Source organism: Nocardia sp. NPDC004860, assembly GCF_040609015.1.
Lineage (GTDB): Bacteria > Actinomycetota > Actinomycetes > Mycobacteriales > Mycobacteriaceae > Nocardia.
Genome location: NZ_JBEXJI010000022.1, coordinates 81,474 through 102,196, shown reverse-complemented (window position 1 = coordinate 102,196; position 20,723 = coordinate 81,474). Strand labels below are relative to the sequence as shown.

The window sequence follows — 20,723 nt, the reverse complement described above, 5'->3', positions numbered from 1 at the left end:
ATGTCACTCGGCGGACTTGACTTCGACCGTCTTGACGGGGGATTCGGGTTCACCGATGGGAACACTGACAGTGAGGATGCCCTTGGCATAACTCGCGTCGATGCCTTCCTCCTGAGCCCCCGGCGGCAGGACGACAGTGCGGAGGAAGGAGCCGTAGGTGAACTCCGAATGACCCTTCGCCTCGTGTTTCTCGGTCCGCTCGGCCTTGATGGTCAGCTCCCCCTGATGCACGGACACCTCGATGTCCTTGGCCGGGTCCACACCGGGAATCTCGGCGCGCACCAGGTAACGCCCCTCCTCGAGGGTGTCCTCGACGCGCATCAGGTGGGTACCGAGCATCGGGACGGCGGGCGGCGCCACAGCGTTCCACAGCTCGGCGAGGTCGGGCAGCAGCGAACCGGGCTGACGATGTACGGACAGCAGACTCATGATCCCTCCTTACGAGAGGTAAACTGTTCTGACACAATAGATTTCACACTCCCGGCCAGCAGTTCTGTAGGGCATCGAGTCGTCGCTGCCGGGGACGGTGGTCCTTTCGCCGGTGACGGAAGTCCTTCCGCCGGCCGGCCGCGGGTGCAGGGCGACCGCGATGACCTTGTACTCGGGAAAGTCGGTGACCTCGTCGACGCGACGGAATGTCAGTTCCCAGCTCACCCAGCCTCCTGTTCCGAGGGCTTTGGTCCCGCGATCCCGGGTGCGGGGTCCCTAGCCGACGGGAGCGACGCGGCGAACCCTGGCTATATGGAGACGAACATCCCCACTCCGGTGACCGCTGAACCCGGTCCGGTCGTCGCCGGCATCGACGGCTCGCGGGTGGCCGTGCGCGCCGCCGAGTGGGCCGCGGCCGAGGCCGTCGCCCGGCATGCCCCGCTGCGATTGGTCTCGGTCGTGCCCGCGATCGACAAGCCCGCATTCCGGCCGGGCGGGCAGCGGCACCGGGAGGCTCACGCGGCACTCGAGGACGCGCGCTCCGCGATACTCGCGCGGCACCCCGCTGGTGAGGATGCGGACCCGCTCGAGATCAGCACCGCCGTGCTGCGAGGGCAGGTCGACCATGTGCTCGTCGAACTCTCGCGATCCGCGATGCTCATCGCGCTGGGCGCCCGGGACGTCGGGTTTCTCTCCCACGTGGTGCTGGGATCCACCGCGCTGGCGGTGACCCGTGAGACGAGCTGCCCGGTCGCGCTGGTCGGACGGCCCGCAGCCGAGCACGGTTCGATCCTGGTCGTGGTCGGCACCTGGTACACCGCCCGTGCGGCCCTGCTCGCCGGGTTCCGTGCGGCACGGGACCGCGACACGGATGTCACCGTGGCGCGGGTATGGCAGGGGCGGCAGTGGGCGTCACCACCCGACTACGCGATGTGGTCGGGGCTTCCGCCCGATCACCACGCGGCGACCTCGGTCGTCCCCGACGCCCAGCTGCGGCAGTATCGCCGCGACTTCCCCAATGTGGAAGTGCGGCCCGTCACGGTGGTCGGCGATGCCGCGACCGTGGTCGAACGCCTCGGTGCCACTGCGCAACTGGTCGTGATCGGGCATGATCCCGAGTCCGCCCATACGGCGCGTCTGGGCAGCATCACCCAGGATCTCGTCCGCCACGCGCCCTGCCCGGTGCTGGTGGTTCCGGACCCGCCCGGAACCGAGATCGTATCCCGCAATACGGCAACGGCTTTCCCCAGGATCGTCACGCGATGAGCGATCTCCGAGCCGGGAACCCGCACGCCGTGATCGACGATCTCGGGCTCGATCCGGCGGCTCAGGCCGTGCTCGCCGGGCGCTACCTGCTTCGCGACGACGCCGGCGTCGTCCGCGAAACCCCCGGCGGCATGATGGATCGCGTGGCGGCCCATGTCGCCCGCGCCGAGGACGAATATCGACCGGGAGCATCGGCCCTCTGGTCCGAGCGCTTCTCCGCGGTGCTGCGTGCTCGCGAATTCCTGCCCAATTCACCGACTCTCATGAACGCCGGGACCTCGCTCGGCGTGCTCTCGGGCTGCTTCGTTCTCCCGATCGCCGATTCGCTGGAGTCCATCTTCGCCACCTTGCGTACCGCCGCATTGCTGCACCGGAGCGGGGCGGGTACCGGATACTCGTTCTCCGAACTACGCCCGCGCGGCGCACGCACCGCGAGTGGCGGCACCGCCAGCGGACCGGTGTCGTTCATCGGCCTCTACAACGCTGCGGCACAGGTGGTCCGGCTGGGCGGGCGCCGCCGGGCGGCCAATATGGCGGTGCTCGACGCGCATCACCCCGACATCGAGGAGTTCGTCGCGGCCAAATCCGACCGGGAGGCCCTGCCCACGTTCAACCTGTCGGTGGCGGTCACCGACGAGTTTCTGCACGCCGCGGACCAGGATCGCGCGCATCGGCTCATCGATCCGCATTCCGGCCGCCTCGTCCGGGAGGTCCCGGCTCGCGAGTTGTTCGATCGGATCGCCGAATCCGCCTGGCGCGGAGGCGAACCGGGCCTGCTGTTCCTCGACGCGGTCAACCGCGCCAACCCGGTACCGGATCTGGGCACATTGCGGGCCACCAACCCGTGCGGCGAGGTACCGCTGGCCCCGTACGAGTCCTGCACGCTCGGATCGGTGAATCTCGCCCGCTTCGTCACCGGCGAGGGCCTCGACGAACAGCGGCTCGCACAGGTTGTCGCGATCGCGGTCCGCTTCCTCGAGGATGTGCTCGACGTGTCCGAGTATCCCGTGCCCGAACTGGCCGCCGCCGCGCGTGCCACCCGCAAGATCGGCCTCGGGGTCATGGGTCTCGCGGAAATGCTTGCCGCCCTGGGCCTCCCGTACGACAGCACCGACGCCGTCCACTTCACCGGCGGGCTCATGGCGCGCATCGCCCGCTGGGCGCACACCGCCTCCCGGCAGCTGGCCGCCGAGCGCGGCCCGTTCCCGCTGTTCCCCCACAGCCGCTGGGCCACCGGGTCCCCCATGCGCCACGCGCAGGTCACCTCGATCGCACCCACCGGGACGATCTCGCTGATCGCAGGCACCTCTGCCGGAATCGAACCCCTCTACGGCCTTGCCTACACCCGGCACATCCTCGGACGCGACTTCCCGCACATCGATCCCCTGTTCCGGGCACGCGCCACGGCCGCAGGGGCGTGGTCCACCGTCTTGGAAGACGAAATCCGCTCTACCGGAACAGCTTCCGGCGCGATCGGCCTGCCGGAGGAGCTTCGCCGTACATTTGTCACCGCATATGAAATCGAGCCTATCTGGCACATCCGGATGCAGGCCGCCGTCCAACGCCACACCGACGCCGCCGTCTCGAAGACAGTCAACCTCCCCGAATCCGCAACCCCCGACGACGTCCGCCGGGCCTTCCAGCGCGCCTGGCAGGCCGGCGCGAAGGGCATCACCGTCTACCGTTCCGGCACCCGCCCCGGCCAGGTGCTGCGCTGCACCGACGCCCAGTCGTGCGAGGGCCGGTAACCGCGGAACTGCTCCCCGAAGTGGGGACCTTCAGTCGTCGCCGGAGATCGCTGTTCGCGAAATCCTGGGACTCGAGGGTTTCGCAGGTCCTTGTCACGAGGTGAAAGCGGCGACCACGACAGCGGCCAGCACTGCGAGCACGACCGCGACGATGATCCGGGTCGCCAGCGCCGATTTCTGCACGCCGCGATAGTTGACCGCGGTCAGCGCGATAGTTCACCCACTCGCCATGTGGGTATCGATCCGGCGTGGGGACCACGCGGGGGCCGCACTCGCAAGTAGGGTGTCGGGTGCTGTATCGGGTACCGATATCGGGAGCGAGTGCTGATGGCAGGAACGCAGCGGTGGTAGTGGACGGCCGGCCCCGACGGTCCGGCGGCGATCTGCATCCGGGTGGCGGTGGGGCTGGTGTTCCTCGGCGAGAGGATCCAGAAGTCGCTCCAGCCACACACTCTGGGTCCTGGCCGCTTCGACAAGATCGGAATACCGGCGACGTTCGGTGCGCCGTGACGCCGGCCCGGGGAGTGCAGCCGTGACCGGGCGATCAGGTCGCCGCCTGACAGTCGCCGAGGCCCTGGTCGTCGCGACCGTGATCGTCGGCGGGCTGTTCGGATCGCTGCTGGACCGTGCGCTGGTCGCCACGCCCGCATGGCGGGATCTCGGGGTGGTGGCGTGGGCCGATTACAGTCGGCATGCGGATCTGGGGCCAGGTGAGGTGATGTACCCGGTCGGCGGGATCCTCTGGTGGGGCCTGATTTTCGCGGCCGTGATCGCCTGCCGGCGGGATCGGTCGGTATCGCGCGCGGTCCGGGTGGCGTTGTACCTGGCGATGGCGGCGGCGCTCGGGGCGATCGTCTCAACCGTGATCGCCGCCCCGACGATGCAGCATGTGGGCTCGGTCGCCGACACCGACACCGCCGCGTTGCAGAACGCGTTCGACACGTTCACTGTCTGGGGTGTCTACGTGCGGGGCATCTGCTTCGCTGCCGGATTCCTGTGCAGCGTATGGGCGCTGGTCGTCCTGCTGCTCGAACACCCTCTACCGGTACCGCACTCCTCGAACGCCGGCGCGACCACATAAGGTCGCGGCGGTGTAGTCACAGATCCTGCCGAACAGGACGAGATGAGGATGGCGATGAACGCTATCGGACACGCGCTGGCGTTGGCCGGGTCGATGACCTGGGAGATTCTCTGGGCACTGATTCTCGGTTTCGCGCTGTCGGCGCTGGTGCAGGCCGTGGTGCGCAAGTCCACGATCGTCCGACTGCTGGGTGATGACCACCCGCGCACGCTCGCCGTCGCGGCCGGATTGGGTGCGGCGTCGTCCTCGTGCTCGTATGCCGCTGTGGCGCTGGCACGTTCGCTGTTCCGCAAGGGCGCGAACTTCACCGCGGCCATGGCCTTCGAGATCGGCTCGACCAACCTGGTCGTCGAACTCGGCATCATCCTGGCCCTGTTGATGGGCTGGCAGTTCACCGCGGCCGAATTCGTCGGCGGCCCGATCATGATCGTGCTGCTGGCGGTGCTGTTCCGGCTGTTCGTGCGCTCCCGGCTGGTCGATGCGGCCCGCGACCAAGCCGACAAGGGGCTGGCCGGATCGATGGAAGGCCATGCCGCCATGGACATGTCGATACCGACAGAAGGATCGTTCCTGCGGCGACTCTTCTCACGGCAGGGTCTGACGGCCGTGTCCCACGTCTTCGTCATGGAGTGGGCCGCCATCCTGCGCGACCTGGTCATCGGCCTGCTCATCGCGGGCGCCATCGGCGCTTGGGTGCCGGATTCGTTCTGGCAGAAGTTCTTCCTGACCGACCATCCGCTGGCGTCGGCGATCTGGAGCCCACTTGTGGGACCGTTGGTGGCGATCCTGTCGTTCGTGTGCTCGATCGGCAACGTACCGCTGGCCGCGGTGCTGTGGAATGGCGGCATCGGCTTCGGCGGCGTGATCGCGTTCATCTACGCGGACCTGCTGATCCTGCCGATCCTCAACATCTACCGCAAGTACTATGGCACCCGCATGATGCTCACCCTGCTGGGCACCTTCTACGCCGCGATGGTCGGCGCCGGGTATATCGTCGAGATCCTCTTCAGCACAACCGGTCTCGTCCCGCGTGAACGCAACGCCATGGTGATGGCCGAGGGCATCCACTGGAACTACACCACCTGGCTCAACATCGCTTTCCTCATCCTCACCGCGCTGCTCGTGCTGCGCTTCGTCCGCACGGGCGGCATCCCCATGCTGCGCATGATGGGCGGCGCACCCGACGACGAGCACGCCCACCCCGACCACAACGGGCATCATCCGTCCGGCCACACCCACTGACCCGCAGCGCTATCCGGCTGCGATCTCGTCGATGACCACGTGGAGGTGGTCGCCGGCGATCGGCCACTGCCACAGGCGATCACATCGTCATCGGGGGCAGAATGCCCTGCTGATGCAGCCACATCATGACCGTGTGACACACCTGCATCAGCGGTGACTGCATGTCCATGTTGCTCATGTCCATCGATCTCAACTCCTCGAACTCGGGTCGTCGAACATCTCCGACCGTGTCGACTTCGACCATCACACGGCCGCCCCGATATCAGCAGAGTCCGAAGACCCCACCGCCGAGCCCCAACGTCCTCGACCACCCAACGAGACCACCCGCGTACAAGTGCCCTCACCGACGAGCCGTCTGCCATCCCGCATACCCGAATCCCGATGTCCCCGATCGCACTCATCAGCGGGGCCGGGAAGACGACACTCGTGTTCCTGTCCACGCCGAGTTCGACCAGGGTCTGCAAATTGCGCAGCTGTAGGGCGAGCGGGTGGGCCTCATGGCGTCCGAGACATGACCCGACGCCGTGGCGGCCAGCAATTCACCCTCGGCGGCAATCATTTTCGTGCTCTCGCGTTCGGTTTCAGCCTGGCGGGTCATTGCCCGCTTCATGACTTTCGCCCCCAGCCCCGCAAGGACACTGTCAGTGCGCTGTCCCCGGGCTGGTCCAGCGACCGGCCGAACACGATCAGCGCCAACGCCACTGCCAAGGTGGCGGATCCGGAAACGAGCAATGGGCCGCGGCCATCCCCGTGCCAGGCGATTCCGGCCCAGAGTCCGGCGATGAGCATGCCGGCTCCGGAGAGCCCTTGATACAGGCCTTGAGCGGACGACTGCCGTGTCACCGGTGCGAGATCTGCCACCCAGGCCTTGCCGACTCCGTCGGTGGCGGCAGTGAATCCTCCGTAGACCGGAAGGATGAGGAAAACCCAGGCGGGCGTCTCGACTGCGCCGAGCCCGAGGTATCCGATCGCGAAGCACAGGAGTCCGGCGACGAAGATGAGCCGGCGCGGCACTCTGTCCGACAGCGCACCGGCGGGATAGGACAGCAGCGCGTAGGAGAGGTTGTACAGGATGTACCCGCTGATCACTCCGACTACGGACAGACCAAGCTGGTGTGCCCGCAACAGCAGCAGTGAGTCGGGGAAGTTCACCAGCGCGAAGACGGTGAGCACGGTGATGAGCGCCCTGAGGCGAGCCGGGAGCCGCTCGCGCCCTGCAGGCGCCGCATCCCCCGATCGGGTTCCGGAAGGCGCTGGTATGGAAGGAGTTTCGCGAACCAGGCCGACCAGGACGACAGCCGCGATCGCAGGCACGACCGCGATCATCAGCAGGGGCCGGATGCGGTGGTCGAGCAGCTCGTACAGCAGCAGGCCGAGTGCGGGCCCGGCGACCGCGCCGGCGGTGTCGGCGGCCCGGTGCAGTCCGAAGATCCGCCCACGGAAGGCCTGATCCGCGCCGGCCATGAGCAAGGCATCCCGCGGCGCGCCCCGTATCCCTTTGCCGAGCCGGTCCACACACCGCCCGGCCAGCACGAGCGGCCACACCGTGGCAGCGGCGAGCAGTACCTTGCCGACCGCGGCGAGCGCGTACCCGAACGCGATATAGGGGCGTTTGCGATGCGTGTCACCGAGCCGCCCCGCCGCGACCTTCGTGACCGCGGCCGCGGCTTCGGCGGCGCCCTCTACCGCCCCCACCACCGCCGCGGGCGCGCCGAGAGTGGCCGTGAGAAAGATCGGCAGGATCGGGTACAGCAGCTCACTGGCGGTATCTGCGGCAAAGCTCACCGCGCACAGAACCCGGACGTTCGGTGTCAGCCAACTGGGCAGCCCGGGCTCCCGAAGTTTCCGCCCGCCACCGTCGGCAGTGGCCGCGCCACGCGAAACCACTTTGCCGTCAGTGGGTTCAACGAGGAACTCCACGCACGCGCGGACCGTGGTCAAACGTGGATAGTCGTCCTCATCGATCCGGCGGTCACACGCGGCGGACAGCCGTTCGACAAAGGTCAGGAAGTCGAGCGAGTCCAGGTTCAGCGCGGCGCGCAGCGGTTCGTCCTCGCCCAGCGCCGCGAGGTTCGCCGGGGTGTCGAATCCGTGCAGGGCGCCACGCACGAGGCCGTCCGCGACATCTCGGGTCAGGGTGGTGGCCATGGTTTCACAACTCCTCTGGATGCTGGAGCAGGTCGGACAGCGTGTGCAGGAACCGCGCGCCGATCGCGCCGTCGGTGGCGCGGTGGTCGGCGGACAGGGTGGCGGTGACCTGAGCGCGGACCCCGAGCAATCCATCTATCGCACAGGGTCGTTCGGTCACCGCGCCGAAACCGGCAATGGCGACCTGGGGTGCGGCGATCACGCCGTAGACCGAGTCCACGCCCAGGTCACCGAGATTGGTGACGGTGATGGTGGCGGGAGTGGCGTCGGTGGCGCGCAGCCGGACCGCCCGGGCGCGTTCGGCGACCCCGCGCAGGGCCGCCATCATGTCCGCCGGAACCAGCCGGTCGGCGTGCGGGATCGTCGGCACGATGATGCCGCCGCCGCGCATCGACACCACCACGCCCAGATGGACATCCGCGGCGGCCCGGAATTCGTCGTCGATCCAGTACCCGTTCAGGTCGGGGACCGCCTTGGCCGCCCGCGCCGTCGCGACCAGAAGCAGTGCCGCGGGCAGGATCCGGGCGGTTACCGGAGCCCCACGGTTGAACTCCCGCAGCCAGCGCAGCGCCGCGTCCATATCGATGGTGCTCGACAGGTAGTAATGGGGCACGGTGCGTTTGGATCTCTCCATCGCCGCCGCGATCAGCTTGCGCACCTGTACCGGATCATGGTGCGGCGCTTCGGCAACCGGACCGGTACCGGCCAGGTCCGCAGGCTTCCGCACGGATTCGTGAGCAGCAGTGAGGGTTTCCGATGCGGCGGTCGGCGAGGCGGCGGCTCGCACATCGGCCGCACGCACAGCACCACCCGGACCGCTGCCCACGATGGCGGACACGTCCACACCGAGCTCTCGGGCCAGCCGGCGCGCGTACCCCGACGCGCGGCCGACTCGGGGCGAGGGCCGGGGCGCAGCCATCGCGGTGCCGGAGGATTCCGTTTGCTGTCGCTCGACAGCGTGTTCCACGTCGGCACGCACGATCCGCCCACCGGGTGCGGATCCGTGCACTTCGCCCAGATCGATCCCCGCCTCTGCGGCCAGCTTGCGAACCAGCGGTGTCGCCCGAATAGCGGTCTGCGGCGTGTGGTCGTGCGCGGCCGGGGCTCTCGGCGTCTCAGGTGCGGCCGCAGCGGGCTTCGGCGACTCGACGGCCAGTTTCGGCCCCGACCCGTTCCCCGGCGAGACACGCTGAGCAGCCACGTCTTCCGTCCTCGGCGGCCGGATTCCGGCGGGTTCGATCGTCGCCAGCGGCGTGCCGACCGGAACGGTGACGCCCTCGTCGACCAGGATCTCGCCGATGACTCCGTCCTCGAAGCATTCGACTTCGATCGCGGCTTTCGTCGTATCCACTTCGGCCACGACGTCGCCGGTGTGCACGGTGTCGCCCGGATGCACCATCCAGACCAGCAGGGTGCCCTCGGTCATATCCGCGCCGAGCGACGGCATCCGGAACTCGCCCATTCAGCCCACCACCTTGCGCACCGCGTCGGCGACCGTGCCCGGTTGCGGCAGGGCGGCCTCCTCGAGCTGGCGGGCGTAGGAATCGGAACCTCGGCGGTGCATACGCGCGCGATGGGCGCGTCGAGGTCGTAGTAGGCGTGTTCGGCTGCGCGGGCAGCGATTTCGGCGGCGATGCCGACGCTGCGCCAGCCCTCGTCCACGATGACGAGCCGGTGTGTCCGGATGATGGACTCCAGCACGGTCGTCTCGTCGAGCGGGCGCAGGCTGCGCAGATCGATGACTTCGGCGGCGATGCCGTCGCCCGCCAGTTCGTCCGCGGCGGCCTCCGCCACCCGCAGCGTTCCGCCATAGGCGACCAGCGTGACGTCGGTTCCGGCGCGCCGGATGATCGCCCGGTCGATATCGACCGGGCCGGCGTCGGGCGGCAGGTCGCCCTCGCTGTTGTAGAGCGCGATCGGTTCGAAGATGAGCACGGGATCCGGGTCCTGCAGTGCGGTCCAGAGCATGCCGCGGGCGTCGGCCACCGTTGCCGGGGAGATCACCCGCAGACCCGGGATGTGCGCGTAGAACGCCTCGAGACTGTGTGAATGCTGTGCTGCCAGTTGCCTGCCCGCGCCGGTGGCCATGCGGATCACCAGCGGGACGCCGAGCTGCCCGCCGGACATGTGGCGCAGCGTGGCCGCGTTGTTCAGAATCTGGTCCAGGGCGAGCAGGCTGAAGTTGACGGTCATGATCTCCACGACAGGGCGCAGCCCGCCCAGTGCCGCACCGATACCCGCGCCGACGAACGCGGATTCGCTCAGGGGCGTGTCCCGGATCCGCACGGGCCCGAATTCCTCGAGCAGCCCGCGGCTCACACCGAAGCAGCCACCGTAGGCCCCGACGTCCTCGCCCATGAGGAACACCCGGTCGTCGCGGATCAGGGCGTCGCGCAGGGCTTCCCGCATCGCGTCGCGGTAGGTCGTCATGCCGGGCCTCCGTAGACATACCGGGTCAGATCGGCGACCGGTTCGAGAGGTGCGGCCTCAGCAGCGGCGATGGCCACGTCGATCTCCGCATCGACCGCCGACTCGAGGCCCGCCCGGTCCTCGGGCTTCGCGCCCCCGGCCGCGCACAGCTCGTCGAACAGCCGTGGAATCGGGTCGCGTGCCTTCCAGGATTCGATCTCGGCCTTGTCCCGATAGCGATCGGCGTCGTAGAGGGAATGCGCCCGGAAGCGGTACGTGCGCAATTCCAGGAAGCACGGTCCCCCGCCGCCGCGGATGGACTCCACGGCACGCCGGGCGGCCTGGCGCACCGCGACCGCGTCCATGCCGTCCACCGGCCACGACGCCAGCCCATATCCCGCGGCGCGCAGGGCCAGATCGGTGACGGCGTGCTCACGTTTCAGCGCGGTGCCCATCGCATACTGGTTGTTCTCGCAGGCGAACAGCAAGGGCAGCTGCCACAGCGCCGCGAGATTCAGGCATTCGTGGAACTCGCCCTCGGCGACCGCGCCGTCACCGAACAGGCACACCGTCACCACATTCCGTTTGCTCAGTGCGTCCGCGAGCGCCAGCCCGACCGCCAGCGGCAGGCCACCTCCCACGATGGCATTGCCGCCGTAGAAACGGCACTCGGCGTCGAACAGATGCATGGATCCGCCCCGCCCGTGACTGCATCCGGTTGTCCGGCCTTACATTTCGGCCATGATGGCGTTCATCGGCACGCCGCGCGCCAGTGCGTGACCGTGCTCGCGATAGGTGGATACCACCGCGTCTCCGGGCTCGAGAACGCCGAGCAGGCCCGTCGCCACCGCCTCCTCGCCGATGTACAGGTGCAGGAAGCCGCGAATGGCCTCGGCGCTGTAGAGCTGCACGCAGCGCTCCTCGAAGCGCCGGATCCGAATCATGTCCCGCAGCAGCGATATTCGCTCGTCCGCCGGCAGCTCGGTCGTACGTTTGCCCTCGGTGCTCGTGCGCGCCGACTGAGGCCGGGCTCCGTTCCCCGGCGTCGGGGTGGTCTGGGCTGCACTCTTCGGCCGCACCGACCGACGGCCGCCCGTCATGACACAACTTCCAGGGTCGACACGTCACCCTCGGGCAGCCCCAGGTCGCGAGCCTTGAGCAGCCTGCGCATCACCTTGCCGCTGCGGGTGTGCGGCAGGCTGTCGGCGAAGACGATCTCCTTCGGCGCGACCACGCCCAGCTGCCGCCGGCCGAAGGCGATCAGATCGTCGTGCAGTTCCTCCGACGGTTCGAATCCCGGGCGCAGCAACACGAATGCCTTCACCCGCTCACCCGCGACCGGATCCGGCGCACCGATGACTCCGGCCTCGGCGACGGCCGGATGCGACATCAATGCGCTCTCCACCTCGAAGGGTCCGATCAAGTGGCCCGCGGACTTGATGACATCGTCGGCGCGTCCGACGAACCAGTAGTAGCCGTCCCGGTCGCGGCGGGCCAGATCGCCGCTGAGATACCAGCCCGCCGCGAAAGCCCGTGCGTACCTTTCGGGTTCGTGCCAGTAGCCGCGGAACATCGACGGCCAGCCCACCCGCACCGCCAGCTCGCCGACCTCGTCCACGCCCGCGTGCTCGACATCGCCATCGGTGATGACCGGACGCCCGTCCGGCCCGCGGCGCAGGATGGCGGCCTCGATACCGGGCAACGGCCGGCCCATCGAGCCCGGGCGGATCTGTGCGGCCGCCAGATTGGCGATCATGATCGCGCCGGTCTCGGTCTGCCACCAGTTGTCGTGAACCGGATGGCCCAGCACCCGCTCGCCCCACACCACCGCTTCGGGATTGAGCGGTTCACCGACGCTGGCGACGAAGCGCAGGCTCGAAAGGTCGGTGCCGGCGGGCAGTTCATCGCCGCGGCGCATGAGCATGCGCAACGCCGTGGGTGCGGTGTACCAGACCGAGACCCGCTCTGCGGTCAGGATGTCGTACCAGCGCTGGGCGTCGAATTCGGCCTCGTCGGTGATCACCGTGACACCCAGGCACAGCGGGGCGATGACCCCGTAGGACATGCCGGTGACCCAGCCGGGATCGGCCGTGCACCAGAAGACGTCCCCGGGTCGCAGGTCGAGGGCGTAGTGGGCGGTGATCCGGTGCGCGAGCACCGCGCCGTGCACGTGCACCGCGCCTTTGGGCCGGCCGGTGGTGCCGCTGGTGAAGTGCAACAGGGCCGGATCCTCGGGACCGGTTCGCACGATCGGGAATTCGTCACCGGCGACGGCCATGGCGAGGGTGAGCCCGACGGTGTCGTCGATCGGGTCGTCGTCGATGCCCTCGTCGGTGAGCACCACGTGCCGCAGGGCCGGCAGCGCGAAGCGGTTCGACGCGACTCGGCGGCGGTACAGGTCCGAGCTGGTGATCAGGGTGGTCGCGCCGGACAGTTCCAGGCGCTGCCGCACCGGTTCCGGGCCGAAGGCCGAGAACAGCGGGGATACGACGCATCCGGCCTTCCACGCACCCAGCGCCGCGATGTAGAGCTCGGGGGTCCGGCCGAGCAGCAAACACACCCGGTCCCCGCGTCGTACTCCCAGCCCGCGCAGCACATTGGCGAACCGATTGCTGAGCGTGGCGAGCTCGGCGTAGGTCAGGGTGGTGTCGCCGCCCGCGGCGGCCAGCCACCGAAGGGCGGGCGCGTTCTCCAGCGGCGTGCCCAGATGCCGATCCACGGCCTCGTACGCGATGTTCAGCCCGCCGCCGGGCAATCCCGCAAGACTCGGTCGCGCCACTTCCCAGGTGAATTCCCGGTAGGACAGCTCATAGTTGGTGGCATTGGCCGCGGCGCGCTCGAGCGCGGACTTGTCGATCGGCTCCCAGCGCATCGGCTGGTGCTGTCGCGGGCTCTCATGGTTGACGGTCTTCATGGAAACCTCCCGCTCCCAGTCAACGACGCCGTACCCGCGACGGGCAGTGCGCAAAGTCCATCGCGGTGAGGACCTCCGTCGCCGACCTGGTCGTCAGGCGAGCGTGAGATCGCGGCGGCGGAAGCTGAGCAGCGCCAGCGCGAACAGCGCCAGGCCGAGCGTGGTGAGCACGAGGGCGGGCGAGACGGCGAAATGCTGCATGGGCATGCGGGCAAGAGCGTGGAATGGCGAGACTTCCAGCGACCAGGCCGGGGCTTTGAGTGCCGTACCCACGGAGTCCCAGAGGAATGCTGTGGCGACCAGGGCGTGCACGAAGGAGACGGCTCGGGGTGCGAGCGCCAGCACCGCGGTCGCGGCGCCCACAGTGGTCACGATGAGCGGGAGACTGTTCGCCGACGCCGCCAGGAGAGAACCGAATCGAAGGTGCTCGCCGGTGAGCGCCGCGCCGGTCCACATGCCCACCGATGCGACCAGAGTCAAACCGGCCGCCAAGGACACCGCCAGCAGGGCGCGGCCGGACAGCCATCGGAGCCGGGAGTGCGGCATGGCTAGCACGACTTCCAGCCGGCCCGACGATTCCTCGCTGCGGGCCGCCACGACCAATGTCACCGCCAGGAGCGCGGCCAGCAACTGGACCAGCGAAAAGAGCGTGGCGACAAAGCCGTCGACGGCGATCTGGCGACCGAAGAACTGCTTATAGATCGGGGTGCGCTGCATGAAGTCGAGAATGGTCTTGACCAGGCCGCCCATCAGCAGGGTGTAGGCGATGGTCCCGCCGAACCAGAAACTCAGCTGCGGAATCTCATCACGCAGGGCGGCCTGCCACGCCGAGCCGAGCAGCAGTCGCCGTGGCGGTCGGCTGTCCCGGGCCCCGAGCACGCCCCGGCCGATATCTCGGATCCGCAGCAGATACACGGAAATCACCACTGGCACAGCCGTTCCGGCAGCGATCGCCGCCAGCGTGAGCAGCGGCGGCGCGGCCGGCGGGCGCAGTTCCTCGAACCAGCCCAGAGGCGTGAGCCATCGCAGCCACGGAATGCCCGCGCCGACGTCGGCGGGCATGCGGATGATCAAGGCCGCCACCAGAATTCCCGCCGCGAGCAACCGCGCGCCACGCACGGTGGCCGCCAGCTGCGCGGTCAGGGCGCCCACTCCGGCGAACAGCAGCGCGGGCAATGCGAGCTGCAGCCCGAGCTCGCACGTGTTGGCGGCACTGAGCAGATGCTGCGGCACCCCGACCGCGGCGAGCACGGACACGGTCACCGCCGTGATCACGAGAGTCTCGACGGCCGTGGACGTCAGCGCCGCCGCGAACCAGCGCCGCCGGGACTGTCCGCCGCTGAGCACCAGATCGCCTCGGCCCGCGTCTTCCTCCCCGCGCAACGCACCGGTCGTGATGATCGCCGCCCACATGGCCATGATGATCCCGACGCTGGTCATGCTGCGCCACGCCACCCAGCCGGTGGGCGAGGCGATGTCGTAGGGGTAGCCGTACAACGCCCGCAGCGCGCCATTGTTCGTCAGCGGTGCGAGCATCGTGGTCCGGGTTGCCTGATTCGGAAACGCCACCACATAGGTCTGCAGCGCGGCCGTGCAGAACACAGCCATCAAGACCGTTATCACGGCCAGCGATATCCGGTTGGCGCGCAATCGTGCTCGCACCATGACGACGAAGCCGTGCATCGCCTCGAGGTTCATCGACTGGCCTCCGCTGCGCTCCCGGCCCGGCCGCTCCGGGTAGGGCCGCCGGCGCCATCGTGATAATGGACCAGGAAGATCTCCTCCAAGCTCGGTTCCCGGCTGTCGATCGTCGTCACCGGCAACCCGGTGAGTGCTGCCAGCAGTGGTCCCATCTCACCGCGGACCTCCAGTGCCACATGGTGATCCATCGCATCGACCACTTCGACCCCGGCGACCGCGCGCAGCGGAGCGATATCGACGCCGTCCCGCGCGAAGCTCACCTCCACCGTCCGCGCCGACAGGTGCCGCAGCTGCGCCAGGGTGCCCTCATCGATGAGCCGGCCCGCCCGCAGAATGCCGATCCGGTCGCACAAGGCCTCCACCTCGCTGAGCACGTGCGAGGACAGGAATACCGTCTGCCCGCGGTCGCGGGCTTCACCGACGGTCTCGCGAAAAGCGGCCTCCATCAAGGGATCCAATCCGGAGGTGGGCTCGTCGAGAACAAGAATCTCGGCGCGGGTCGCGAACGCCGCCACCAGCTGCACCTTCTGCCGGTTGCCCTTCGACAGCGCGCGAATCTTCTTGTCAGGATCGAAATCGAAGCGCTCGATCAGCCGGTCGCGGTATGCGCGATCACAGCCGCCGCGCAGATTCTCCAGGTATTCGAAGGTTTCCGCTCCGGTCAGCGACGGCCACAGCAACGCCTCCGAGGCGACGTAGGCACAATGCCGGTGCGCGGCGACCGGATCGGCCCACGCGTCCCGGCCCGCAATGCGCACCGTGCCCGAGGTCGGACGATGCAGGCCCAGCAGGAGCCGGATCGTCGTCGTCTTGCCCGCGCCGTTGGGGCCGAGGAAGCCGTAGATCTCCCCCGCCTCGATGTCGAGTTCGAGACGATCGAGTGCGAGCGTGGATTGGTAGCGTTTGGTGACTGCATGCGCCTCGATGACACCCATGGTCCCTACCTCCGACCAGCGATGGAATGGCTCCCCCATTCTCGGCTGCGACCCCGGCATCGGGCCATGGGACCTTGTGCCCTGTCCCGCACCGGCAGCAACAAATGCCTGCTTCGACCCTCCGATGAAGGCTTCCAAGATCCAGAAGAAGCGGGACTTCCGTGTCCGGCCGCCGGGCCGGTGACCATCGTCCCCTCCGGCCGGGCACGAGTCCTCTCTTCTGGACCGTCACGGGGGGCGCACGCTCGGCACATGGAGAATCGCAAACCTGCAGTCAGCATCGTTTTCGCTTCGGCTCAGGGGTCGACCCGGGAGATCGCCGAGTACATCGGCAACGATCTCGCCGCCCGGGGTGCGACCGTCGAGGTCGCCGACGCCGAGCACGCACCGGACCTGTCGCGTTTCGATGCCGTGGTCATCGGCAGCGCGGTGCACGATATGGCCCTGCTGCCCACCGTCGCGGAGTACGTGGCATCTCACCGCAACGAACTCAGCGCTCGGCCGGTCTGGCTCTTCAGTGTCGGCATCGGACCGGCGCTGCGCGGACCGATCGGACAGCGGATCGGCCGCATGGTGCCGAAACGCATTGCCGCCGTGCGTGACTCGATCGATCTGCGCGGATATCAGGCCTTCGCGGGGCACTACGAGCGCGTCGGAGTGTCCCTCGGAGCACGCGTCCTCTACCGCCTCCTCGGCGGCGGCCGCTACGGCGACCTGCGGGATTGGACCGCCATCAGCACCTTTTCGGATTCCATCGCGCAGGGTCTGAATCTGCACGCACCGCACATCATTCCGATTCATCCCTGACGGCCACGGGACACAGGATTCGACCTCGTCGATCCCCCAATGATCACGGCGAGGTTGCGTCGCCGCTCGGCCGACAGCCGAGTCGGCGGCATCATACGGACCGACCATCCCGGCGTGGTCAGTGCGATCGGTCGGCCGAGTCGGCCGGTTGCAGCGGGTGAACCACATCGTCCAGCGCGAGGCGCGGGCTGGCCGGGACCGGGTCGGCGCTGGTTGCCGCCCAGCCCATTCGGATGATCACTTGCGGGTGGCCGAAGCCGCCGAGGATGTTCGTGCGGATTTGTTCCCGGATGGCCGGCAGTTCCAGAGGTTCGGTGAGAGCGCAGGTGGCCAGGCCGCGGACGGTCGCGGTCAGCAGGGCGGCGCTGGTGGATTCGCCGGCGCGCAGCCACGCCAGGGGATCGTCGGACCCGGTGCTGAGCAACAGCATTCGCGAGAATTCGTCGGTGTCGCGAACTACGGCTTCGGGGAGCCGAGGATCGGAGAACGGACGTACCGTCGGGTCCGTGGGGACCACGGCGTTGCGGGCGGGGACGCCGGATGGTGCGGCATGGTGGCCGCTCCAGGCATGCAATTCAGCTATGTAGTCCGGGTCTTGGGCGTGGCTCGCCGACGCTTGTTCGAAGGCCTGCGCCAGTGTCCCACGCGCCTCCAGGGCGTCGACGTCGCGAATTTCCACCCCCACGACACGGGCGGCCTCGATGACCTTGTCCGCGTGCACGGCGGGCACCTCCCAGGAGGTGAAATGCCGCCGGTCGCTGCGACGTCGAGCGATGGCCTGCGCCAGCTGCACCGTCGTGGGATCGGTGGCCCCGGAGCGAAATTCGATCGCGGCCAGATGTCGCGGATCCGCGCGATTCGGGAGCCGGTGCACGATCGTCTCCCATCCGACCGCGCCGATCGCCACTCGCAGGTGATGCAGAGCCGCGCCGCAGCTGAGCACCAGTTCGCGGCGGTCGGGGTCGGTGTGCTTCAGCCAGCGGGTGTCGTCGGCGTACAGATGCAGGGTGCTCTCCCCGATACGCCACTGCCAGGGTTGCGTGTTGTGCACAGACGGGGCGCGCACGGCCAGGGCCAGTGCCGCGCGGATGGTGTCGGTATCGGGATGCGTGCTCGACATCGCCATTCCTTCCTCGGGATTCGCAGCTTCGTACTGTTCAGCATGTCCCGGTGGGTGGCCGTTGGTGACGGCCGAAAGTCACCGATACCGAGGGCCGACGCCATGCCTTCGGTTGTTGCAGTCGGCGCGTCGGATGCTCCGGAGAGTCGCAGCACGGCGGCACCGACGGTGCGCCGGAACCGCACCCCCGCTATCAGCAATCCAATGTCTCGGAGGGCGTTGTGGGACCAACGACTCTCCCGGCCGGCGACAACCGGATCTGCCGGTGGCGGCCGGTGGCTGTGAGGCTGGAAGTACCTGCCTCAAGGAGGGTTCGATGGTCTTCGAGGATCGCGCCGAGGCGGGCCGTCTGTCGGCTCGCGCTGCCGCCCCGGATCCGCGGCCACAACCTGGACCGGTCGCGGATCCGCCGCTGCGCGACGGCGAGGTGTGTGTGCGGGCCGGGAAAGCCATGCTGTCGGGGCGTCTCACCATTCCAGAGCATCCGATCGGTGTCGTGGTGTTCGCGCACGGTAGCGGCAGCAGCCGCCACAGCCCGCGCAACCGCTACGTCGCCGAGGTACTGCAGCAGGCCCGACTCGGCACGCTGCTGTTCGACCTGCTCACCACAGCCGAGGAAATAGACCGCGCCAACGTGTTCGACATCGACCTGCTGGCCCCGCGACTGGTGGCGGTCACCGAGTGGTTGAGCGGACAGGAACACGCGGAGGGGCTGCCGATCGGGTATTTCGGGGCGAGTACCGGGGCCGCCGCCGCCCTGCGCGCCGCAGCCGATCCGCGCGTGCACGTGCGGGCAGTGGTGTCTCGCGGCGGGCGACCCGATCTGACCGGCCGCGCACTGTCAGCGGTACGGGCGCCGACTCTGCTGATCGTGGGCGGTCGCGACTACCTGGTCATGGATCTGAATCGCCAGGCGGCCATGGCAATGTCATGTGAGACCGTGCTGGCAGAGGTGCCCGGCGCGACCCATCTGTTCGAGGAACCCGGCACCCTGCGTAAGGCCGCCGAGCTCGCGCGGGATTGGTTCGTCACCCGGTTGCCCACTACGACTACCGAGCCGGAGGGGGCGGCGTGAGCGGCCCGGAGGCCGGGTATAGGTTCGGATGAGCACAGAGGTGCGCTACCGGCCGATTCCTGGTCGCGTGGTTCATCATGCGGGCGGCCAGGGGTCCTGCGCAGGGACCTCCGGCCCTACCCGGGGATCCCATGGCCTTACCACGATAGAGATTCGAGACACCAGTTTTCGGCCGACGGGTAAGGAGGTCGTTCGATGCGAGCACAACCAGGCGACTGGCTGATCGTCGAAGGACGCGCTGTCGGGGGCGTGGTCCGGCGCGGTCTCATCGAAGAGGTGCACGGCACGGACGGCGCACCGCCGTATCTCGTGCACTGGACCGACACCGGGCATCGGGCCTTGACCTTTCCAGGCCCCGACGCCTACGTGCGGACCAGCGCGGAACTGCGCGCCCAGGAGGAGATCGCCGCGGCACGGTACTCGTCGATGCAGCATGTACCCGCCTCCCACTCCGATACGGACAGCCAGGGCTGACCGATCTCGCCACTGCCTTTCCGACCTGGGCACTCCGGCCCCGTACCGAGGACCTTCGACGCTGTTCGCGCCGCGCCGCGCCGACCAGACTGGAATCGAACGACGCGCGAGAACGGAGGCTTCCGTGACCATCGGCGACACCGTGACGATCGACCGCGACGGGCTGGACCGGCTCGTCGTGGTGTTACAGGAGAACGGATATCGGGTCATCGGCCCGACGATGCGCGACAACGCGATCATCCTCGACGAACTCGACACGCCGGCCGCACTGCCCGCCGGATGGGGCGTGCACACCGAGCCGGGCCGGTATCGCGTGTATCGCCGCACCGACCAGGCGGTCTTCGCGCATTCGGCCGGGCCGGGATCGTGGAAGCAGTTCCTGCATCCACCGCATCGCCTGATCGCACGACTCGACGCCGACCTGAATCTCGTAGCGGCCGGAGACGGTCCGACGCCGACACCGGCGACCGGGCCGTCGTCGCAGCCACCGCAACCGGATCGCCCCGCCGCATTCCTCGGTGTGCGCGGCTGCGATATGGCCGCCATCCGCATTCTGGAGCGGGTGCTCGGTGGAGATGCGTACCCGGACTCGGCTTTCGCGGCCCGCTGCGCCGGTCTGTTCATCGTCGGCGTGAATTGCACCGAGCCGGGCGGGGTGTGTTTCTGCGCGTCGATGGGCACCGGGCCGGGCGTCTCGGCCGGATACGATCTCGCGCTCACCGAACGCATCGACGACAGCGGGCATCGGTTCCTGGTCGAAGTGGGCAGTACGGCGGGCGAGCGCATACTCGCCGAGCTCCGCTCACACCCGGCGACCCAGGCCGAGATCGCGGACGCCCGCGCCGAGGTGGCGGCCGCAGCGGGTCGCATGGGCCGCAGCATGCCGGATGCGGACCTGCGCGCGGTGATTCGCGAATCCCACGAATCACCGCAGTGGGAGGACGTCGCGAGCCGCTGCCTGACCTGTGGCAACTGCACCATGGTCTGCCCCACCTGCTTCTGCACCACTACCGAGGACGTCACCGATCTCACCGGCGACCATGCCGAACGCTGGGAGCGCTGGGCGTCGTGCTTCGAATTGGATTTCTCCCATGTGCACGGCGGCAGCGTCCGGCAGTCGGGCGAGAGCCGGTATCGGCAGTGGCTCAGCCACAAACTCGGCACGTGGTACGACCAGTTCGGCAGCTCCGGCTGTGTGGGCTGCGGACGCTGCATCGCATGGTGCCCGGCCGGTATCGATCTGACCGCTGAGATGGGCCGGCTCGTCGAACTGCGCGAGGAGGCCGACGACGGTCACCACTGAGGAACTGTCCGCCTTCGCCTCGCTGGCAGCACTCGACCGCGCGAAACTGGAAACGCTCGCCCGGGCCGGGC

General features: G+C 68.5%; 14 protein-coding genes and 6 pseudogenes. 9 read left to right on the top strand and 11 right to left on the bottom strand.

The window, feature by feature from the left end:
• Positions 1 to 3: 3 nt before the first annotated feature.
• The gene (locus ABZV44_RS31670) at positions 4 to 429 is read right to left on the bottom strand and encodes an Hsp20/alpha crystallin family protein (RefSeq protein ID WP_354844275.1); all 426 of its coding nucleotides are present in this window, start codon (positions 427 to 429) and stop codon (positions 4 to 6) included.
• A gap of 9 nt (positions 430 to 438) precedes the next feature.
• Positions 439 to 654 carry a hypothetical protein gene (locus ABZV44_RS31665; RefSeq protein ID WP_354844272.1) on the bottom strand — a complete coding sequence of 72 codons (216 nt, stop codon included), beginning with the start codon at positions 652 to 654 and terminating at the stop codon, positions 439 to 441.
• An 87-nt stretch (positions 655 to 741) separates the two neighbouring features.
• On the opposite strand from ABZV44_RS31665, the gene ABZV44_RS31660 reads away from it, so the two are divergent.
• The 5 genes and pseudogenes from ABZV44_RS31660 (at position 742) to ABZV44_RS31640 (ending at position 5,766) form a co-directional block, all read left to right on the top strand.
• Positions 742 to 1,695, top strand: coding sequence for a universal stress protein (locus ABZV44_RS31660; RefSeq protein WP_354844269.1), 954 nt, complete (start codon positions 742 to 744; stop codon positions 1,693 to 1,695).
• Positions 1,696 to 1,724: 29 nt separating this feature from the next.
• Positions 1,725 to 3,438 (top strand): annotated as a pseudogene (locus ABZV44_RS31655) (adenosylcobalamin-dependent ribonucleoside-diphosphate reductase); the annotation flags it as partial.
• Between the two features lie 386 nt (positions 3,439 to 3,824).
• Positions 3,825 to 3,947: pseudogene (locus ABZV44_RS31650) on the top strand (DoxX family protein); the annotation flags it as partial.
• A gap of 28 nt (positions 3,948 to 3,975) precedes the next feature.
• Positions 3,976 to 4,524 carry a hypothetical protein gene (locus tag ABZV44_RS31645; RefSeq protein ID WP_354844267.1) on the top strand — a complete coding sequence of 183 codons (549 nt, stop codon included), beginning with the start codon at positions 3,976 to 3,978 and terminating at the stop codon, positions 4,522 to 4,524.
• A 42-nt stretch (positions 4,525 to 4,566) separates the two neighbouring features.
• Entirely contained in the window at positions 4,567 to 5,766 is a 1,200-nt protein-coding gene (locus tag ABZV44_RS31640; RefSeq protein ID WP_354844264.1) for a permease, read from the top strand.
• 380 nt (positions 5,767 to 6,146) lie between these two features.
• Here ABZV44_RS31640 and ABZV44_RS31635 read toward each other — a convergent pair.
• The 8 genes and pseudogenes from ABZV44_RS31635 to ABZV44_RS31600 form a co-directional block, all read right to left on the bottom strand.
• Positions 6,147 to 6,376, bottom strand: a pseudogene (locus tag ABZV44_RS31635) (slipin family protein); the annotation flags it as partial.
• Complete coding sequence (locus ABZV44_RS31630) at positions 6,373 to 7,914, bottom strand: MFS transporter (RefSeq protein ID WP_354844261.1); 1,542 nt, start codon at positions 7,912 to 7,914, stop codon at positions 6,373 to 6,375. The pseudogene ABZV44_RS31635 and the gene ABZV44_RS31630, both read right to left, overlap by 4 nt.
• Before the next feature lie 4 nt (positions 7,915 to 7,918).
• Positions 7,919 to 9,376 (bottom strand): 2-oxo acid dehydrogenase subunit E2, encoded by a 1,458-nt coding sequence (locus ABZV44_RS31625; protein WP_354844258.1) that lies wholly within the window; start codon positions 9,374 to 9,376, stop codon positions 7,919 to 7,921.
• A pseudogene (locus tag ABZV44_RS31620) lies at positions 9,377 to 10,344 on the bottom strand (pyruvate dehydrogenase complex E1 component subunit beta).
• Positions 10,341 to 11,267: pseudogene (gene pdhA, locus ABZV44_RS31615) on the bottom strand (pyruvate dehydrogenase (acetyl-transferring) E1 component subunit alpha). Before pdhA ends, ABZV44_RS31620 begins: the two co-directional pseudogenes overlap by 4 nt.
• 152 nt (positions 11,268 to 11,419) lie before the next feature.
• Entirely contained in the window at positions 11,420 to 13,237 is a 1,818-nt protein-coding gene (acsA, locus tag ABZV44_RS31610; protein ID WP_354844256.1) for an acetate--CoA ligase, read from the bottom strand.
• A gap of 93 nt (positions 13,238 to 13,330) precedes the next feature.
• Positions 13,331 to 14,935, bottom strand: a complete 1,605-nt coding sequence (locus ABZV44_RS31605; protein ID WP_354844253.1) for a hypothetical protein — start codon at positions 14,933 to 14,935, stop codon at positions 13,331 to 13,333.
• The gene (locus ABZV44_RS31600; RefSeq protein WP_354844250.1) at positions 14,932 to 15,873 is read right to left on the bottom strand and encodes an ABC transporter ATP-binding protein; all 942 of its coding nucleotides are present in this window, start codon (positions 15,871 to 15,873) and stop codon (positions 14,932 to 14,934) included. The genes ABZV44_RS31605 and ABZV44_RS31600 overlap by 4 nt, the downstream gene beginning before the upstream one ends.
• A 252-nt stretch (positions 15,874 to 16,125) precedes the next feature.
• Here ABZV44_RS31600 and ABZV44_RS31595 point away from each other — a divergent pair, with 252 nt between their 5' ends.
• On the top strand, positions 16,126 to 16,680 hold the full coding sequence (locus ABZV44_RS31595; protein WP_354844248.1) for a flavodoxin domain-containing protein: 555 nt from the start codon (positions 16,126 to 16,128) through the stop codon (positions 16,678 to 16,680).
• 118 nt (positions 16,681 to 16,798) lie between these two features.
• Here the strand turns inward: ABZV44_RS31595 and ABZV44_RS31590 are convergent, their stop codons facing one another.
• Positions 16,799 to 17,800 carry an NAD(P)H nitroreductase gene (locus ABZV44_RS31590; protein WP_354844245.1) on the bottom strand — a complete coding sequence of 334 codons (1,002 nt, stop codon included), beginning with the start codon at positions 17,798 to 17,800 and terminating at the stop codon, positions 16,799 to 16,801.
• A 400-nt stretch (positions 17,801 to 18,200) separates the two neighbouring features.
• On the opposite strand from ABZV44_RS31590, the pseudogene ABZV44_RS31585 reads away from it, so the two are divergent.
• From ABZV44_RS31585 to ABZV44_RS31575, 3 genes and pseudogenes are all read left to right on the top strand, one after another.
• Positions 18,201 to 18,875 (top strand): annotated as a pseudogene (locus ABZV44_RS31585) (phosphoribosyltransferase); the annotation flags it as partial.
• A 195-nt stretch (positions 18,876 to 19,070) separates the two neighbouring features.
• Positions 19,071 to 19,349: a DUF1918 domain-containing protein gene (locus ABZV44_RS31580; protein ID WP_354844242.1), complete on the top strand. Its 279-nt coding sequence runs from the start codon at positions 19,071 to 19,073 to the stop codon at positions 19,347 to 19,349.
• A gap of 124 nt (positions 19,350 to 19,473) precedes the next feature.
• Positions 19,474 to 20,652 (top strand): 4Fe-4S dicluster domain-containing protein, encoded by a 1,179-nt coding sequence (locus ABZV44_RS31575; RefSeq protein ID WP_354844239.1) that lies wholly within the window; start codon positions 19,474 to 19,476, stop codon positions 20,650 to 20,652.
• Positions 20,653 to 20,723 lie beyond the last annotated feature (71 nt).

What these genes read in the sequence shown, in the direction of transcription:
- ABZV44_RS31670 (WP_354844275.1), bottom strand. Translation starts at nt 429, where the DNA reads ATGAGTCTGCTGTCCGTACATCGTCAGCCCGGTTCGCTGCTGCCCGAC.
- ABZV44_RS31660 (WP_354844269.1), top strand. Translation starts at nt 742, where the DNA reads ATGGAGACGAACATCCCCACTCCGGTGACCGCTGAACCCGGTCCGGTC.
- ABZV44_RS31640 (WP_354844264.1), top strand. Translation starts at nt 4,567, where the DNA reads ATGAGGATGGCGATGAACGCTATCGGACACGCGCTGGCGTTGGCCGGG.
- ABZV44_RS31630 (WP_354844261.1), bottom strand. Translation starts at nt 7,914, where the DNA reads ATGGCCACCACCCTGACCCGAGATGTCGCGGACGGCCTCGTGCGTGGC.
- ABZV44_RS31625 (WP_354844258.1), bottom strand. Translation starts at nt 9,376, where the DNA reads ATGGGCGAGTTCCGGATGCCGTCGCTCGGCGCGGATATGACCGAGGGC.
- acsA (WP_354844256.1), bottom strand. Translation starts at nt 13,237, where the DNA reads ATGAAGACCGTCAACCATGAGAGCCCGCGACAGCACCAGCCGATGCGC.
- ABZV44_RS31605 (WP_354844253.1), bottom strand. Translation starts at nt 14,935, where the DNA reads ATGAACCTCGAGGCGATGCACGGCTTCGTCGTCATGGTGCGAGCACGA.
- ABZV44_RS31600 (WP_354844250.1), bottom strand. Translation starts at nt 15,873, where the DNA reads ATGGGTGTCATCGAGGCGCATGCAGTCACCAAACGCTACCAATCCACG.
- ABZV44_RS31595 (WP_354844248.1), top strand. Translation starts at nt 16,126, where the DNA reads ATGGAGAATCGCAAACCTGCAGTCAGCATCGTTTTCGCTTCGGCTCAG.
- ABZV44_RS31590 (WP_354844245.1), bottom strand. Translation starts at nt 17,800, where the DNA reads ATGTCGAGCACGCATCCCGATACCGACACCATCCGCGCGGCACTGGCC.
- ABZV44_RS31580 (WP_354844242.1), top strand. Translation starts at nt 19,071, where the DNA reads ATGCGAGCACAACCAGGCGACTGGCTGATCGTCGAAGGACGCGCTGTC.